At 58.6% G+C, this 16,784-nt stretch carries 13 protein-coding genes and 1 tRNA gene; all 14 read left to right on the top strand.

What is annotated here, in order from left to right; genetic code table 11:
* The first annotated feature begins 6 nt into the window (after positions 1-6).
* The 14 genes from ACRRNM_RS06490 to rpsJ all read left to right on the top strand — a co-directional run bounded on the left by ACRRNM_RS06490 (position 7) and on the right by rpsJ (position 16,729).
* Positions 7-82: transfer RNA gene (locus ACRRNM_RS06490), tRNA-Trp, on the top strand.
* Between the two features lie 34 nt (positions 83-116).
* The gene (gene secE / locus ACRRNM_RS06485) at positions 117-464 is read left to right on the top strand and encodes a preprotein translocase subunit SecE (RefSeq protein ID WP_435627421.1); all 348 of its coding nucleotides are present in this window, start codon (positions 117-119) and stop codon (positions 462-464) included.
* Complete coding sequence (nusG, locus tag ACRRNM_RS06480) at positions 464-997, top strand: transcription termination/antitermination protein NusG (protein WP_435627420.1); 534 nt, start codon at positions 464-466, stop codon at positions 995-997. Before secE ends, nusG begins: the two co-directional genes overlap by 1 nt.
* Before the next feature lie 124 nt (positions 998-1,121).
* On the top strand, positions 1,122-1,553 hold the full coding sequence (rplK, locus tag ACRRNM_RS06475) for a 50S ribosomal protein L11 (RefSeq protein ID WP_435627419.1): 432 nt from the start codon (positions 1,122-1,124) through the stop codon (positions 1,551-1,553).
* A 1-nt stretch (position 1,554) separates the two neighbouring features.
* Positions 1,555-2,241, top strand: a complete 687-nt coding sequence (gene rplA / locus ACRRNM_RS06470; protein ID WP_435627418.1) for a 50S ribosomal protein L1 — start codon at positions 1,555-1,557, stop codon at positions 2,239-2,241.
* 258 nt (positions 2,242-2,499) lie between these two features.
* A complete protein-coding gene (gene rplJ / locus ACRRNM_RS06465; protein ID WP_435627417.1) occupies positions 2,500-2,997 on the top strand; it encodes a 50S ribosomal protein L10 in 498 nt (165 codons plus the stop codon).
* A 31-nt stretch (positions 2,998-3,028) separates the two neighbouring features.
* Complete coding sequence (rplL, locus tag ACRRNM_RS06460) at positions 3,029-3,406, top strand: 50S ribosomal protein L7/L12 (RefSeq protein WP_435627416.1); 378 nt, start codon at positions 3,029-3,031, stop codon at positions 3,404-3,406.
* Positions 3,407-3,574: 168 nt separating this feature from the next.
* Complete coding sequence (gene rpoB / locus ACRRNM_RS06455; protein WP_435627415.1) at positions 3,575-7,651, top strand: DNA-directed RNA polymerase subunit beta; 4,077 nt, start codon at positions 3,575-3,577, stop codon at positions 7,649-7,651.
* A gap of 86 nt (positions 7,652-7,737) precedes the next feature.
* Positions 7,738-11,973: a DNA-directed RNA polymerase subunit beta' gene (gene rpoC / locus ACRRNM_RS06450; RefSeq protein WP_435627414.1), complete on the top strand. Its 4,236-nt coding sequence runs from the start codon at positions 7,738-7,740 to the stop codon at positions 11,971-11,973.
* A gap of 114 nt (positions 11,974-12,087) precedes the next feature.
* Entirely contained in the window at positions 12,088-12,465 is a 378-nt protein-coding gene (gene rpsL / locus ACRRNM_RS06445) for a 30S ribosomal protein S12 (RefSeq protein ID WP_435627413.1), read from the top strand.
* 44 nt (positions 12,466-12,509) lie between these two features.
* Entirely contained in the window at positions 12,510-12,980 is a 471-nt protein-coding gene (gene rpsG / locus ACRRNM_RS06440) for a 30S ribosomal protein S7 (protein ID WP_435627412.1), read from the top strand.
* A gap of 27 nt (positions 12,981-13,007) precedes the next feature.
* Entirely contained in the window at positions 13,008-15,104 is a 2,097-nt protein-coding gene (fusA, locus tag ACRRNM_RS06435) for an elongation factor G (RefSeq protein ID WP_435627411.1), read from the top strand.
* Positions 15,105-15,126: 22 nt separating this feature from the next.
* Positions 15,127-16,317 (top strand): elongation factor Tu, encoded by a 1,191-nt coding sequence (gene tuf / locus ACRRNM_RS06430; RefSeq protein ID WP_435627410.1) that lies wholly within the window; start codon positions 15,127-15,129, stop codon positions 16,315-16,317.
* Between the two features lie 100 nt (positions 16,318-16,417).
* On the top strand, positions 16,418-16,729 hold the full coding sequence (gene rpsJ, locus ACRRNM_RS06425; protein WP_435627409.1) for a 30S ribosomal protein S10: 312 nt from the start codon (positions 16,418-16,420) through the stop codon (positions 16,727-16,729).
* The last annotated feature ends 55 nt before the right edge of the window (positions 16,730-16,784 follow it).

Raw genomic sequence — 16,784 nt, 5'->3', positions numbered from 1 at the left:
GGTTTTAGGCCAGTAGCTCAATTGGTAGAGTATCGGTCTCCAAAACCGAGGGTTGGGGGTTCGAGACCCTCCTGGCCTGCCAAAAGGTAAGTAATAGTTGATCGGAATAATTGCGCATGGCAGATAAAATCAAGTTGCTGGTTGCTTTCCTGCTAGTAGTGGCAGGTATTGCAGGCTTCTATTACCTGCGCGATAGTGCGGCAGTGCTGAAGGTGGCTTCGGTGCTGGTGGGCCTGTTGCTGGCGGCTGTAGTGGCATGGACCAGCGAACCGGGGAAACGTTTTTTTGCTTTCGGCAAGGATTCTGTTGCCGAGGCGAAGCGTGTATCCTGGCCGACGCGCAAGGAAACGCTGCAAACCACAGGCATCGTGATCGTGTTTACCATCATCATGGCATTGTTCCTGTGGGCAGTTGATGCCAGCCTGATGGTGGTGGTGAATAAACTGATGGGACGGGGTGAGTGATGGCCAAGAACTGGTATGTTGTTCATACGTACTCGCAGTTTGAGAAAAGCGTGCAGCGTGCACTGACCGAGCGCATTCAGCGCGAGGGAATGCAGGACAAGTTCGGACAGATTCTGGTTCCCGTCGAAGAGGTGGTGGAGCTGAAATCCGGGCAAAAGAGTATTACCGAGCGCAAGTTTTTCCCGGGCTATGTGCTGGTCGAGATGGAAATGACCGATGAGTCTTGGCATCTGGTGAAGAGCACCCCAAAGGTAACCGGTTTCCTGGGCGGCTCGGCGATGAAGCCCACGCCGATCAGTGAAAAGGAAGTGCAGAACATCATGCAGCAGATGCAGGCCGGGGTCGAAAAACCCAGGCCCAAGGTGCTGTTTGAGGTGGGTGAGGCGGTGCGCGTCAAGGAAGGCCCGTTTACCGACTTCAACGGCACGGTCGAGGATGTCAATTACGACAAGAACAAGATACGCGTGGCGGTGACCATTTTCGGTCGCTCGACACCCGTGGAGCTGGATTTCGGCCAGGTAGAAAAAGGCTGAAGAGCGAGGAATGCGGAGGGGGAACGCAGCCTGCAAGGATTGCAGATGCAGTTTCCCGTTTGTCATTTCTTACGTTGGGGAGAAACGAAAAGTTTCGCTGGTACCCGTTTGACAGGAGCATATCATGGCAAAAAAAGTAGTCGGCTACATCAAGCTGCAAGTGCCTGCCGGCAAGGCAAATCCAAGTCCACCGATTGGCCCGGCATTGGGTCAGCGTGGCCTGAATATCATGGAGTTCTGCAAGGCGTTTAACGCACAGACGCAAGGCGTGGAACCCGGTCTGCCGATTCCGGTGGTGATCACCGCATTCGCGGACAAGAGCTTCACCTTCATCATGAAGACCCCGCCCGCGACCATTCTGATCAAGAAGGCAGCCGGCGTGCAAAAGGGCAGCAAGACGCCGCACACCGACAAGGTGGGCAAGCTGACCCGCAAGCAAGCGGAAGAAATCGCAACAACCAAGATGCCCGACCTGACGGCCGCCGATATGGATGCCGCAGTGCGCACCATCGCTGGCAGCGCGCGCAGCATGGGCATTACTGTGGAGGGCGTATAACATGTCCAAACGTTATAAGGCAATTGCGGCCAAGGTCGACCGCAACAAGCTGTATCCGCTGAACGATGCGCTGAATCTGGTCAAGGAAACCGCCGTGGCGAAGTTTGATGAGTCCATCGACGTTGCGGTGAACCTCGGCATCGATGCCCGCAAGTCCGATCAGTTGGTGCGCGGCTCCGTGGTGCTGCCCAAGGGCACCGGCAAGGTGGTGCGTGTGGCGGTATTTGCGCAGGGAGCCAAGGCCGAAGAGGCTAAGGCAGCAGGTGCAGACATCGTCGGTTTCGACGACCTGGCCGAATCCATCAAGGGTGGCAACCTGAACTTTGACGTGCTGATCGCCAGCCCGGATGCGATGCGTCTGGTCGGTCAACTGGGCCAGATCCTCGGTCCGCGCGGTTTGATGCCTAACCCCAAGGTGGGTACGGTGTCCGCCGACGTGGCGGGTGCGGTGAAGAATGCCAAGGCCGGACAGGTGCAGTACCGCACCGACAAAAACGGCATCGTGCAGTGCACCATCGGCCGTGCTTCGTTCGCGCCGGAAGCGTTGCGTGAAAACCTGCTGGCGTTGGTCGACGCGCTGAACAAGGCCAAGCCCGCGGCATCCAAGGGGGTGTACCTGAAAAAGGTATCCATCTCCAGCACCATGGGAGCCGGCATCCGCGTCGAGCAGGCTAGCCTGACGGCATAGTGTTTTGAATTTGGCGGCAGGATGAAAATCCTGTCGCCTCTGATCTTTGGACTGCTGGCGTGCTGGCAGCATCAAAGACCGTAGGTGTCAAAGGAGTTGTCGGCCGGAGACTTAATTGACGGAGCGTTCGGATCATCGGACACCCGGCGGCCCACGTAGATGGTGTGGCCCGCGAGCAGGAGTTGTTTTCCTGGCTCAAGGTCGCTGTTGTAACCGATGGAATGTGCGCAAATACATTCCGGAATAATGGAGGAAGACTTGAGTCTCAATCTGCAAGAGAAACAGGCAGTGGTCGCGGAAGTCAGTGCACAAGTTGCAAAGGCCCAGACCATCGTTTTGGCAGAGTATCGTGGCATCCAGGTCGGCGACATCACCAGGCTGCGTGCCAATGCACGCAAGTCGGGGGTGTATTTCCACGTGTTGAAGAACACGCTGGCGCGCCGCGCGGTGCAAGGTACCCAGTTCGAATCCCTGGGCGACAAGATGGTCGGCCCGCTGGTGTACAGCATCAGCGCGGACGCCGTCGCTGCCGCCAAGGTGGTGCATGAATTCGCCAAGACGAACGACAAGCTGGTAGTGAAGGCGGGGTCGTACAACGGCAAGGTGCTGGATGCTGCGGGCGTGAATGCGCTGGCTTCCGTGCCGTCGAAGGAAGTCCTGCTGGCACAACTGTGCGGTTTGCTGCAGTCGCCGGTTTCTGGCTTGGCCCGCGTGCTTGGCGCGGTTGCCGCGAAGAAAGAACCTGCTGCTGCTTGATCCGATTAATTTTTAAAGATAGGAAAACAAAATGGCATTCGATAAAGACGCATTTTTGGCTGCACTGGACAACATGTCCGTGCTGGAACTCAACGAGTTGGTGAAGGCGATTGAAGAGAAGTTCGGTGTTTCCGCTGCTGCGATGGCTGCTCCGGCTGCTGGCGGTGCTGCTGCCGCTGGTGCTGCTGCCGCCGAGCAAACCGAATTCACCGTGATCCTGAAGTCCGCCGGCGACAACAAGGTGAACACGATCAAGGTGGTTCGTACCATCACCGGCCTGGGCCTGAAGGAAGCCAAGGACCTGGTGGACGGCGCACCGAAGCCCGTCAAGGAAGGTGTGTCCAAGGCTGATGCTGATGCAATCGCCAAGCAGCTGACCGAAGCTGGCGCAACTGCTGAAATCAAGTAAGGTTGTGCGTGGCAGAAAGGCTGGCGGCTTACCGTCAGCCTTTTGCCGCTTTAAGAAACCAGCGGCCAGGAAGCCGATAATCACTTCCTGCCCCCTGTCTTTTTAGTTCCGGCATAACCTAGGTTAGTCTGTACTGAAACTTCGTTTTCCTTCGATCGTGGAGATTATATGAGCTACTCTTTTACCGAAAAAAAACGCATTCGTAAAAGTTTTGCCAAGCGAGTCGGCGCGTTACCGGTTCCATTCCTGCTGTCTACCCAATTGGAATCTTTTGCCGCATTCCTGCAGGCCTATACTCCGCCGGAACAGCGGAAAAATGAAGGCCTGCAGGCCGCTTTCAACGGCATTTTCCCGATCGAGAGCCATTCCAAAAATGCGCGCCTCGACTTTGTCAGCTACCAGCTCGGCATGCCGCCGTTCGATGTCAAGGAATGCCAGCAGCGCGGCCTGACTTATGCCTCGCCGCTGCGCGCGCGTGTGCGCCTGACCATCATGGACAAGGAAGCGTCCAAGCCCACGGTCAAGGAAGTCAAGGAGCAGGAAGTGTATATGGGCGAAATGCCGCTCATGACGCCCACCGGCTCGTTCGTGATCAACGGCACCGAGCGCGTCATCGTGTCGCAGCTGCACCGTTCGCCCGGCGTGTTCTTCGAGCATGACCGGGGCAAGACCCATTCGTCCGGCAAGCTACTGTTCTCCGCGCGTATCATTCCGTATCGCGGCTCCTGGCTGGATTTCGAATTCGACGCGAAGGACTACGTGTACTTCCGTATCGACCGCCGCCGCAAGATGCCGGTCACTATCCTGTTGCGTTCACTCGGCTACAGCAACGAAGACATGCTCAAGATGTTCTTCGACTTCGACACCTTCCACTTGGGCAAGAAGGGCATCCAGTTTGAAGTGGTGGCCGAGCGCCTGCGCGGCGACGTAGCACGCTTCGACATCGTCGGCAAATCCGGCAAGGTCATCGTGGCCAAGGACAAGCGCATCACCGTGCGCCATATCCGCGAAATGCAGGAAGCCGGCATCGACAAGCTGGCCGTTACCGAAGAGTTCCTGACCGGCCGCGTGATTGCAAACAACATTGTGGACAAGGAAAGCGGCGAAATCATCGCCAATGCCAACGACGAAATTACCGAAGCGCTGCTGCACAAGCTGCAAGCCGCAGGTGTCGCTAAAATCCAGACGCTGTACACCAATGACCTGGACCACGGCGCGTTCATTTCGCAAACCCTGCGTACCGACGAAACCGTCGATCAATGGACGGCGCGCGTAGCGATCTATCGCATGATGCGCCCCGGCGAGCCGCCGACCGAAGAGGCTGTCGAGAGCCTGTTCCACGGGCTGTTCTTCAGTGAGGAGCGCTACGATCTGTCCGCAGTCGGCCGCATGAAGTTCAACCGCCGCATAGGTCGCGAAGAACTGACCGGCGCATCGATCCTGTCCAACGAGGACATCGTCGAGGTGGTGAAGATACTGGTCGAACTGCGCAATGGCCGCGGCGAAATCGACGATATCGATCACCTCGGCAACCGCCGCGTGCGCGCCGTGGGCGAGCTGGCCGAGAACCAGTTCCGCGCCGGCTTGGCGCGCGTGGAGCGTGCCGTCAAGGAACGCCTCGGCCAGGCCGAGACCGACAACCTGATGCCGCATGACCTGATCAACGCGAAACCGATCTCGGCCGCGGTCAAGGAATTCTTCGGCTCCAGCCAGTTGTCGCAGTTCATGGACCAGACCAATCCGCTGTCCGAAATTACCCATAAGCGCCGCATCTCCGCGCTCGGTCCGGGCGGCCTGACGCGCGAACGCGCCGGCTTCGAAGTGCGCGACGTGCACCCGACGCACTATGGCCGCGTGTGCCCGATCGAAACGCCGGAAGGCCCGAACATCGGCCTGATCAACTCGCTGGCGCTGTATGCGCGCACCAACGAATACGGCTTCATCGAGACGCCGTACCGCAAGGTGGGCAAGGGCAAGGTGGCCGATGAGGTCGATTATCTGTCGGCGATCGAGGAAGGCAAGTTCACCATCGCCCAGGCGAATGCCGAGTTGGACAAGAAGGGCCACTTCACCAACGACATCGTGTCGGCGCGCCATCACAACGAATTCGTGCTGGCCGAACCGGACAAGCTGGAGTACATGGACGTGTCGCCTTCCCAGGTGGTGTCGGTCGCAGCCTCGCTGATCCCGTTCCTCGAGCATGACGACGCGAACCGCGCGCTGATGGGTGCCAACATGCAACGCCAGGCCGTTCCCTGTCTGCGCGCAGAAAAACCGCTGGTGGGTACCGGCATCGAGCGTACCGTGGCCGTCGACTCCGGCACGACCGTGCAGGCATGGCGCGGCGGGCGCATCGACTACGTCGACGCCGGCCGTATCGTGGTGCGTGCCAACGACAATGAAATCACAGCCGGCGAAGTCGGCGTGGACATCTACAACCTGATCAAGTACACCCGCTCCAACCAGAACACCAACATCAACCAGCGTCCGCTGGTCAAGGTGGGCGATGTGATTGCGCGCGGCGATGTGATTGCCGACGGCGCTTCCACCGATATGGGCGAACTGGCTCTCGGCCAGAACATGCTGGTCGCTTTCATGCCGTGGAACGGCTACAACTACGAGGACTCGATCCTGATCTCCGAACGCGTCCTCGCGCAGGACCGTTTCACTTCCATTCACATCGAAGAGCTGACCGTCGCGGCGCGCGACACCAAGCTGGGTCCGGAGGAAATCACGCGCGACATCCCGAATCTGGCGGAGGCGCAACTCGCACGCCTGGACGAATGCGGCATCGTGCATATCGGCGCGGAAGTCGCAGTGGGCGACGTGCTGGTCGGCAAGGTGACGCCCAAGGGCGAAACGCAACTGACCCCGGAAGAAAAACTGCTGCGCGCGATCTTCGGCGAGAAGGCCTCGGACGTGAAAGATACCAGCCTGCGTGTGCCGACCGGCAGCTCGGGAACGGTGATCGACGTGCAGGTATTCACGCGCGAAGGGTTGCAACGCGACAAGCGTGCGCAACAGATCATCGATGACGAACTGAACCGCTACAAGAAGGACCTCGCGGATCAGATGCGCATCGTGGAAGCCGACGTGTTCGCGCGCCTGGAAAAACTGCTGCTCAACAAGGTTGCCAACGGCGGGCCGAAGAAGCTGGCCAAGGGCAGCAAGATCGGCAAGGAATACCTGCACAGCATCGAACACCATCAATGGTTCGACATCCGCGTGGCCGACGACGAAGTAGCAGCCCAGATGGAGCAGGTCAAGGAAGGCCTGGCGCAGAACCGCATCGAGTTTGATGCCGCCTTCGAGCTGAAGAAGAAGAAGCTGACCCAGGGCGACGAGCTACAGGCCGGCGTGCAGAAGATGGTCAAGGTGTATGTCGCGGTGAAGCGCCGCCTGCAACCCGGCGACAAGATGGCCGGCCGCCACGGCAACAAGGGCGTGGTGTCGCGCATCGTGCCGGTGGAGGATATGCCGTACATGGCCGACGGTACACCGGTGGACGTGGTGCTGAATCCGCTCGGCGTGCCGTCGCGGATGAACATCGGACAGATTCTCGAGACGCATCTGGGCTGGGCGGCCAAGGGGCTGGGCAAGAAGATCGACGACATGCTGCAGACCAATGCCAAGATCACCGAGGTGCGCAAGTTCCTGGGCAAGATCTACAACCATCACAATGGCCAAACGGTGGATATCGATGCGTTCAGCGACGATGAAGTCATCGAGCTGTGCCGCAACCTGACGAAGGGCGTGCCGTTTGCGACGCCAGTATTCGACGGTGCCAGCGAAGAAGAAATCAAGTACATGCTGGAGCTGGCTGACCTGCCGCTGTCAGGCCAGACCACGCTGCACGACGGGCGCACCGGCGAGGCTTTCGATCGCCCGGTGACGGTCGGCTACAAGCATGTGCTGAAGCTGCACCACCTGGTGGACGACAAGATGCATGCGCGTTCGACCGGCCCGTACAGCCTCGTGACGCAGCAGCCGCTGGGTGGCAAGGCGCAGTTCGGCGGCCAGCGTTTCGGTGAAATGGAAGTCTGGGCACTGGAAGCTTACGGTGCGGCTTACACCCTGCAGGAGATGCTGACCGTCAAGTCCGACGACGTGGCGGGGCGCACCAAGGTTTATGAAAACATCGTCAAGGGCGATCACAAGATCGATGCCGGCATGCCGGAATCCTTCAACGTGGTCATCAAGGAAATCCGTTCCTTGGGTATTGATATGGATTTGGTACGGCACTGAAGATAGGGAGTAGGTCGGGCTTTTGCCCGACCAGGCGTTAGCATCGGGCTAAAGCCCGACCTACCAACCAGAGTTAGGAGTTACACATGAAATCATTGCTGGATTTGTTCAAGCAGGTTACACAAAAGGAAGAATTCGACGCGATCAAGATTGGTCTTGCTTCGCCGGAAAAAATCCGTTCATGGTCCTACGGCGAAGTCAAGAAGCCGGAAACCATCAATTACCGCACCTTCAAGCCGGAGCGCGACGGCCTGTTCTGCGCCAAGATTTTCGGGCCGGTCAAGGACTACGAGTGCCTGTGCGGCAAGTACAAGCGCCTGAAGCACCGCGGCGTGATCTGCGAGAAGTGCGGCGTGGAAGTCACCCTGTCCAAGGTGCGCCGTGAGCGCATGGGGCATATCGAGCTGGCCTCTCCTGTTGCGCACATCTGGTTCCTGAAGAGCCTGCCCAGCCGTCTCGGCATGGTGCTGGACATGACCCTGCGCGACATCGAGCGCGTGCTGTATTTCGAAGCCTATGTGGTCACGGAACCCGGCATGACGCCGCTGAATCGCGGCCAGTTGCTGTCCGAGGACGACTACCTCGCCAAGACCGAGGAATACGGCGACGAGTTCACCGCGATGATGGGCGCGGAAGGTGTCCGCGCGCTGCTGAGCGGGTTGGATGTGACCAGTGAAATCGAAACCATCCGCGCCGATCTGGCGGCTACCGGTTCGGAAACCAAGATCAAGAAATACGCCAAGCGCCTCAAAGTGCTGGAAGCATTCAATGCGTCCGGCATCAAGCCGCAATGGATGGTGCTGGAAGTGCTGCCGGTGCTACCGCCGGAACTGCGCCCGTTGGTGCCTCTGGACGGTGGCCGTTTCGCGACCTCTGACCTCAATGATTTGTACCGCCGCGTGATCAACCGCAACAACCGTCTGCGCCGCCTGCTCGAACTCAAGGCACCGGACATCATCGTGCGCAACGAGAAGCGCATGCTGCAGGAAGCGGTGGATTCGCTGCTGGACAACGGCCGCCGCGGCAAGGCGATGACCGGCGCGAACAAGCGCCAGCTGAAATCCCTGGCCGACATGATCAAGGGCAAGAGCGGCCGCTTCCGCCAGAACCTGCTGGGCAAACGCGTGGACTACTCCGGCCGCTCGGTGATCGTGGTCGGCCCGCAACTGAAACTGCACCAGTGCGGCCTGCCGAAGAAGATGGCGCTGGAACTGTTCAAGCCGTTCATCTTCAGTCGCCTCGAGGCAATGGGCCTCGCGACCACGATCAAGGCGTCCAAGCGCATGGTCGAGGCCGAAGAGCCGATCGTGTGGGATATCCTCGAAGAAGTGATCCGCGAGCATCCGGTGCTGCTGAACCGCGCGCCGACCCTGCACCGTCTCGGCATCCAGGCGTTCGAGCCGCTGCTCATCGAAGGCAAGGCGATCCAGTTGCATCCGCTGGTCTGCTCCGCGTTCAACGCCGACTTCGACGGCGACCAGATGGCGGTGCATGTGCCGCTGTCGCTGGAGGCGCAGATGGAGGCGCGCACCCTGATGCTGGCGTCCAACAACGTGTTGTCGCCCGCGAACGGGGAGCCGATCATCGTCCCTTCGCAGGACATCGTGCTGGGCCTGTATTACATGACCCGCGAGAAAATTGGCGCACTGGGCGAAGGCTCGATGTTCGCCAACATCGCCGAGGTATCCCGCGCCTACGAGTCGCGTGAAGTCGAATTGCAGGCCAAGGTAGTGGTGCGTCTCAAGGAAATTCACAAGGACGAAGCCGGCCAGCCGGTGGAAAAACGGGTGCGTTACGAAACGACGGTGGGCCGCGCCCTGCTGTCCGAAGTGCTGCCTGCGGGTTTGCCGTTCGCCTTGATCAACAAGGCGCTCAAGAAGAAGGAAATTTCGCGCCTGATCAACGCCAGCTTCCGCCAATGCGGCCTGCGCGACACGGTGATCATGGCGGACCGGCTGATGTATACCGGGTTCAGCTACGCGACCCGCGCAGGCATTTCGATCTGCGTGGACGACATGCTGATGCCGCCGAAGAAGAACGATCTGATCGGCGCGGCAGAAAAGGAAGTGCACGAGATCCACACCCAGTACACCTCCGGTCTGGTGACCGACGGCGAACGCTACAACAAGGTGGTGGATATCTGGGGCCGCACCGGCGATCAGGTCGCCAAGGCGATGATGGAACAGCTGGGCAGCGAGCCGGTGATCGACCGTGCGACCGGTCAACCGCGCATGGAAAAGGGCAAGCCGGTAATGCAGGAGTCGTTCAACTCCATCTACATGATGGCCGACTCCGGCGCGCGCGGTTCGGCGGCGCAAATCCGCCAGCTGGCAGGAATGCGCGGCCTGATGGCCAAGCCGGACGGTTCGATCATCGAGACCCCGATTACCGCGAATTTCCGCGAGGGGTTGAACATGCTGCAGTACTTCATCTCCACGCACGGCGCGCGCAAGGGCTTGGCGGATACTGCGCTGAAGACAGCGAACTCCGGCTACCTGACGCGCCGCCTGGTGGACGTCACGCAGGACCTGGTGGTGATCGAGGACGACTGCGGTACCGGTAACGGCACCGCGATGAAGGCTATCGTCGAGGGTGGAGAAGTCATCGAAGCCTTGCGTGAGCGGATTCTCGGCCGCGTGGTTAGCGCCGATGTGGTCAATCCTGAGACTGCCGAAACGCTTTATGAAGCGGGCACGCTGCTCGACGAGGCTGCGGTGGAGCGCATCGAGGTGCTGGGGATCGACGAGGTGCGCGTGCGCACACCGCTGAATTGCGAAACGCGCTTCGGCTTGTGCGCCAAGTGTTATGGCCGCGATCTGGGCCGCGGCGGCATGATCAACGTGGGCGAGGCGGTTGGTGTGATTGCCGCCCAGTCTATCGGCGAGCCGGGCACCCAGTTGACCATGCGTACCTTCCATATCGGCGGCGCGGCATCGCGTACCGTTGTGGCCAGCCAGGTGGAAAGCAAATCCAACGGCGTGTTGAAATACAGTCCGAACATGCGCGCGGTGACCACCGTGCGCGGCGAGGCGATTGTGGTGGCGCGCAGCGCCGAAGTGATCATTGTCGATGATCATGGCCGCGAACGTGAACGCCACAAGGTTCCTTATGGCGCGACTCTGGCGGTCAAGCAGGGCGATGCAGTGCGCGCGGGCATAGTTCTGGCGAACTGGGATCCGCATACCCGTCCGATCGTCACCGAGTATGCTGGCAGGGTAAGCTTCCAGAATGTCGAGGAAGGTGTCACCGTTGCCAAGCAGATCGACGAGGTGACCGGCCTGTCCACGCTGGTGGTAATCGACCCGAAACGATCTACCGCACAAAGCAAGGGTGTGCGCCCGCTGGTGCGCCTGATTGACGACAACGGACAGGAAGTCAAATTGGCCGGTACCGAGGCGCCGGTCAGCGTGACATTCCAGACGGGCTGCATTATCACCGTCGAGGACGGCCAGCACGTGGGAGTCGGCGATGTGCTGGCGCGCATTCCGCAGGAAAGCAGCAAGACGCGCGACATTACCGGTGGTCTGCCGCGCGTGGCCGAGCTGTTCGAAGCGCGCGTGCCGAAGGATGCCGGCATGCTGGCCGAGGTGACTGGTACGGTTTCGTTCGGCAAGGACACCAAGGGCAAGCAGCGCCTGGTGATCACCGATGTGGATGGCGTTGCCAATGAGTTCCTGATCTCCAAGGAAAAGCATGTACTGGCGCATGACGGACAGGTGGTGAACCGCGGCGAAATGATCGTGGACGGCCCGGCCGACCCGCACGACATCCTGCGCCTGCTGGGCGTGGATGAACTGGCCCGCTACATCACCGACGAAGTGCAGGATGTGTACCGCCTGCAGGGCGTGAAGATCAGCGACAAGCATATCGAGGTGATCGTGCGCCAGATGCTGCGCCGCGTGCAGATCAACGAGGTGGGCGATACCCGTTTCATCATGGGCGAACAGGTGGAACGTGCCGATTTGTTGGAGGAAAACGAGCGCGTGGTCGCCGAAGGCAAGAATCCGGCAACTTTCGATTACATGCTGCTGGGTATCACCAAGGCTTCGTTGTCCACCGATTCGTTCATCTCAGCGGCTTCCTTCCAGGAAACCACGCGCGTGTTGACCGAAGCTGCCATCATGGGCAAGAGGGATGACCTGCGCGGCTTGAAAGAGAACGTCATCGTAGGGCGTCTGATTCCGGCGGGTACGGGTCTGGCCTACCACAACACGCGGCGTAAGCAGCGTTTGGGTATTGATGTGGCTGAAGGGCGCGAGTTGCAGGAAGCAGATACGGTTGTGTCAGGCGATTTGCTTGACACCCCCGGGGTTTCTCAATAGAATTCGCAACCTTTTTTCCGTCGCAGCGGACGATTCTTCAAGTCATGCTGCGACGGTATGTTTTTATTGATTTGATTTTTAACAAAATTCCAGAATTTTTTAGGGTGTACAGATATGCCAACCATTAACCAGTTGATCCGCAAGCCGCGCGTTGCAATCGTAGAAAAGAGCAAGGTGCCCGCTCTCGGTGGTTCTCCGCAGAAGCGTGGAGTATGTACCCGCGTGTACACCACCACTCCGAAGAAGCCTAACTCCGCGCTGCGCAAAGTGGCCAAGGTGCGCCTGACCAACGGCTTTGAGGTGATCAGCTATATCGGTGGTGAGGGCCATAACCTGCAGGAACACTCGGTGGTGTTGTTGCGCGGTGGTCGTGTGAAGGACTTGCCAGGTGTGCGTTACCACATGGTGCGCGGCAGCCTCGATACGGCGGGTGTGAAAGATCGTAAGCAGGCCCGTTCCAAGTACGGTGCGAAACGCGCCAAGAAGGCGTAATTTTCAAGCAATTCATTTCGAGCTAAAAATAAACTGAGGTAGCTATGCCAAGACGCAGAGAAGTCCCTAAACGTGAAGTCCTGCCGGATCCGAAATTCGGTAATCAGGATTTGTCCAAGTTCGTGAATGTGTTGATGACAGCCGGCAAGAAGTCGGTTGCTGAGCGCATTCTGTACGGCGCGCTGGAGCAAATCGGCAAGAAAACCGGCAAGGATGCAATCGAGGTGTTCAATCTGGCGTTGAATAATGCCAAGCCGCAGGTGGAAGTGAAGAGTCGCCGTGTCGGTGGCGCGAATTACCAGGTGCCTGTTGAGGTGCGACCATCGCGCCGCATGGCGTTGTCGATGCGCTGGTTGCGCGAAGCTGCGCGCAAGCGCGGTGAAAAATCCATGGGTATGCGTCTGGCCGGAGAGCTGATCGATGCATCCGAGGGTCGCGGCGGCGCAGTCAAGAAGCGCGAAGAGGTGCATCGCATGGCCGAGGCTAACAAGGCGTTCTCGCATTTCCGTTTCTAAAAGTATAAAGACAAGGTTAGGTACACCGTGGCACGCAAAACACCAATCGAACGCTATCGCAATATCGGCATCAGTGCGCACATCGATGCAGGCAAGACTACGACGACCGAGCGCATCCTGTTCTATACGGGTGTGAGTCACAAGATCGGTGAAGTGCACGATGGTGCGGCCACGATGGACTGGATGGAACAGGAGCAAGAGCGCGGCATCACCATTACTTCCGCTGCGACCACTTGTTTCTGGAGGGGTATGGATAACTCCTACCCTGAGCATCGTTTCAATATTATCGATACGCCGGGGCACGTGGATTTTACCATCGAGGTCGAGCGTTCCATGCGAGTGCTGGATGGTGCGTGCATGGTGTATTGCGCCGTGGGCGGTGTGCAGCCGCAATCCGAGACTGTGTGGCGCCAAGCCAATAAGTATCGTGTGCCGCGCCTGGCGTTCGTGAACAAGATGGACCGTACCGGTGCCAACTTCTTCAAGGTGGTTACGCAGATGCAGACCCGCCTGAAGGCAAATCCTGTCCCTCTCGTAATTCCTATTGGTGCGGAGGAAGGTTTCGTTGGTGTTGTCGATCTGATCAAGATGAAGGCGGTCATCTGGGACGAAGCGTCCCAGGGGATGAAGTTCGAATACAAAGAAATTCCGGCTGATTTGCTGGAGACCGCCAATGAGTGGCGCGAGAAGATGGTCGAGTCGGCTGCCGAGGCATCCGAGGATTTGATGAATCAATACCTCGAAAATGGCGGGTTGACCGAAGAGCAAATTATTCTTGGAATCCGCACCCGTACCATCGCCTGTGAAATCCAGCCGATGTTGTGCGGTAGCGCCTTCAAGAACAAGGGTGTGCAGCGCATGCTGGATGCGGTGATTATGTTTTTGCCGTCGCCAGTCGATATTCCTGATGTGAAAGGTGAAACTGAGGCGGGTGAGCCGGCCAGTCGCAAGGCTGACGATAGCGAGAAGTTCTCCGCGCTGGCATTCAAGCTGATGACTGACCCGTTCGTTGGGCAATTGACCTTTGTGCGCGTCTATTCTGGCGTATTGAAGAAGGGCGATACGGTCTATAACTCAGTCAGGGGCAAGAAAGAGCGTATCGGTCGTATCGTGCAGATGCACGCGAACGAGCGTCAGGAGGTCGATGAGATCCTGGCGGGCGATATCGCTGCCTGTATCGGCCTGAAGGATGTGACTACTGGCGAATCGCTGTGTGATCCGGATAAGCCAATCATTCTTGAGCGCATGGTGTTCCCGGAGCCGGTGATTCACGTTGCCGTTGAACCAAAGACCAAGGTTGATCAAGAGAAGATGGGCATTGCGCTGGGGCGTCTGGCTGCAGAAGATCCTTCATTCCGTGTGCGTACCGACGAAGAATCAGGTCAGACCATCATGTCTGGCATGGGCGAGTTGCATCTGGAAATCCTGGTTGACCGTATGAAGCGCGAATTCGGCGTGGAAGCTAACGTGGGTGCGCCACAAGTGGCTTATCGCGAGGCGATTCGTAAAGCGGTCGAGGTTGAAGGTAAGTATGCCAAGCAGACCGGTGGTCGTGGTCAGTACGGTCACGTGTGGATCAAGATGGAGCCAAACGAGGCTGGTAAAGGGTTTGAGTTCGTTGACGCGATCAAGGGTGGTACCGTTCCTCGCGAATTTATCCCCGCAGTGGAAAAGGGCTTGCGCGAATCGCTGCCAAGCGGCGTGCTGGCTGGCTTCCCGGTGGTTGATGTCAAGGTTACCTTGTTTGACGGCTCCTATCACGACGTTGACTCAAACGAGAACGCGTTCAAGATGGCCGCATCGATGGCGTTCAAGGATGGTATGCGCAAGGCCAGCCCGGTGCTGTTGGAGCCAATGATGTCCGTGGAAGTGGAAACTCCGGAAGACTATACCGGCACGGTGATGGGTGACTTGTCATCACGCCGTGGCATGGTGCAGGGCATGGATGATATGGTTGGTGGCGGCAAGACTGTCAAGGCTGAAGTTCCCTTGTCCGAGATGTTCGGTTATTCGACTGCGTTGCGTTCTGCGACACAGGGGCGTGCGACTTACACCATGGAATTCAAGCACTACACTGAAGCACCCAAGAACGTTGCTGAAGCAATCATGAACAGCAAGAAATAACTTAAAGTCGGAGAACTCAATCATGGCAAAGAGCAAATTTGAACGTACGAAGCCCCACGTGAACGTGGGCACCATCGGCCACGTGGATCATGGCAAGACCACCCTGACGGCGGCGATCACGACCGTTCTGTCCAAGAAATTTGGCGGCGAAGCCAAGGCCTACGACCAGATCGACGCGGCACCTGAAGAAAAGGCACGCGGCATTACCATCAATACCGCCCACGTCGAGTACGAAACGTCCAGCCGCCACTACGCCCACGTGGACTGCCCGGGCCACGCCGACTACGTCAAGAACATGATTACCGGCGCCGCTCAGATGGACGGCGCGATCCTTGTGGTATCCGCCGCCGACGGCCCGATGCCCCAGACCCGCGAGCACATCCTGCTGGCCCGTCAGGTTGGCGTACCGTACATCATCGTATTCCTCAACAAATGCGACATGGTTGACGACGAAGAATTGCTCGAGCTCGTCGAAATGGAAGTGCGCGAACTGCTCTCCAAATACGACTTCCCTGGCGACGACGTGCCGATCATCAAAGGCTCCGCATTGAAAGCCATGCAAGGCGACCAGAGCGACATTGGCGAACCCGCCATCTTCCGTCTGGCCGACGCACTCGACAGCTACATCCCGACACCTGAGCGCGCCATTGACGGTACCTTCCTGATGCCGGTCGAAGACGTATTCTCCATCTCCGGCCGCGGCACCGTCGTAACCGGCCGCGTCGAGCGCGGCGTGGTCAAGGTTGGCGAAGAGCTCGAAATCGTCGGTATCAAGCCCACCCTGAAGACCACCTGCACCGGCGTTGAGATGTTCCGCAAACTGCTCGACCAGGGCCAGGCAGGCGACAACGTCGGCGTCCTGCTGCGCGGCACCAAGCGTGAAGAAGTCGAGCGCGGCCAAGTGCTGTGCAAGCCAGGCTCGATCAAGCCGCACACCAAGTTCACAGCTGAGATCTATGTGCTGGGCAAGGATGAAGGCGGCCGTCACACCCCGTTTTTCCAAGGCTATCGCCCGCAGTTCTACTTCCGCACCACCGACGTGACCGGTGCGGTTGAACTGCCGGCAGGCACTGAGATGGTCATGCCTGGCGACAACGTCAGCATCACTGTCAACCTGATCAACCCGATCGCGATGGAAGAAGGTCTGCGCTTCGCGATCCGCGAAGGCGGCCGCACCGTTGGTGCCGGCGTGGTTGCAAAGATTATCGAGTAAGAATACAATGCGCGCCCTCGCGTGGTCTGGGTTGCAAGGTCTGGATCACGCGATTTGTTCTTTAATTAGCGGCATTGCCGCGTAAATGCAAGAGAGAATTATGCAAAGTCAAAAAATTCGCATTCGCCTCAAGGCGTTTGACTATCGCTTGATCGACCAGTCGGCGGCGCAGATTGTTGAGACTGCCAAACGTACCGGCGCTGTGGTGAACGGCCCGGTGCCGTTGCCGACCAAGATCGAGCGTTTCGATGTGCTGCGTTCCCCGCACGTAAACAAGACTTCGCGCGATCAGTTTGAAATTCGCACCCATCTGCGCCTGATGGACATCGTCGATCCTACCGACAAGACGGTAGACGCGCTGATGAAGCTGGATTTGCCAGCCGGTGTGGACGTGGAAATCAAGTTGCAGTAATTGTTTTGCCCCGGCGCTGCCGGGTAAGTGTTGTATCTGCAGTAGGAAATCGGTT

The sequence above is a fragment of the Ferrigenium straubiae genome, from assembly GCF_051257895.1.
GTDB lineage: Bacteria > Pseudomonadota > Gammaproteobacteria > Burkholderiales > Gallionellaceae > Gallionella > Gallionella straubiae.
This window is presented reverse-complemented; position numbering and strand designations above follow the sequence as displayed.

Excerpts from the sequence above, each read along its gene's own strand:
- rpsL (WP_435627413.1), top strand. The coding sequence starts at position 12,088 with ATGCCAACCATTAACCAGTTGATCCGCAAGCCGCGCGTTGCAATCGTA.
- rpoB (WP_435627415.1), top strand. The coding sequence starts at position 3,575 with ATGAGCTACTCTTTTACCGAAAAAAAACGCATTCGTAAAAGTTTTGCC.
- rpsG (WP_435627412.1), top strand. The coding sequence starts at position 12,510 with ATGCCAAGACGCAGAGAAGTCCCTAAACGTGAAGTCCTGCCGGATCCG.
- rplL (WP_435627416.1), top strand. The coding sequence starts at position 3,029 with ATGGCATTCGATAAAGACGCATTTTTGGCTGCACTGGACAACATGTCC.
- rplK (WP_435627419.1), top strand. The coding sequence starts at position 1,122 with ATGGCAAAAAAAGTAGTCGGCTACATCAAGCTGCAAGTGCCTGCCGGC.
- tuf (WP_435627410.1), top strand. The coding sequence starts at position 15,127 with ATGGCAAAGAGCAAATTTGAACGTACGAAGCCCCACGTGAACGTGGGC.
- nusG (WP_435627420.1), top strand. The coding sequence starts at position 464 with ATGGCCAAGAACTGGTATGTTGTTCATACGTACTCGCAGTTTGAGAAA.
- rpsJ (WP_435627409.1), top strand. The coding sequence starts at position 16,418 with ATGCAAAGTCAAAAAATTCGCATTCGCCTCAAGGCGTTTGACTATCGC.
- secE (WP_435627421.1), top strand. The coding sequence starts at position 117 with ATGGCAGATAAAATCAAGTTGCTGGTTGCTTTCCTGCTAGTAGTGGCA.
- rpoC (WP_435627414.1), top strand. The coding sequence starts at position 7,738 with ATGAAATCATTGCTGGATTTGTTCAAGCAGGTTACACAAAAGGAAGAA.
- rplA (WP_435627418.1), top strand. The coding sequence starts at position 1,555 with ATGTCCAAACGTTATAAGGCAATTGCGGCCAAGGTCGACCGCAACAAG.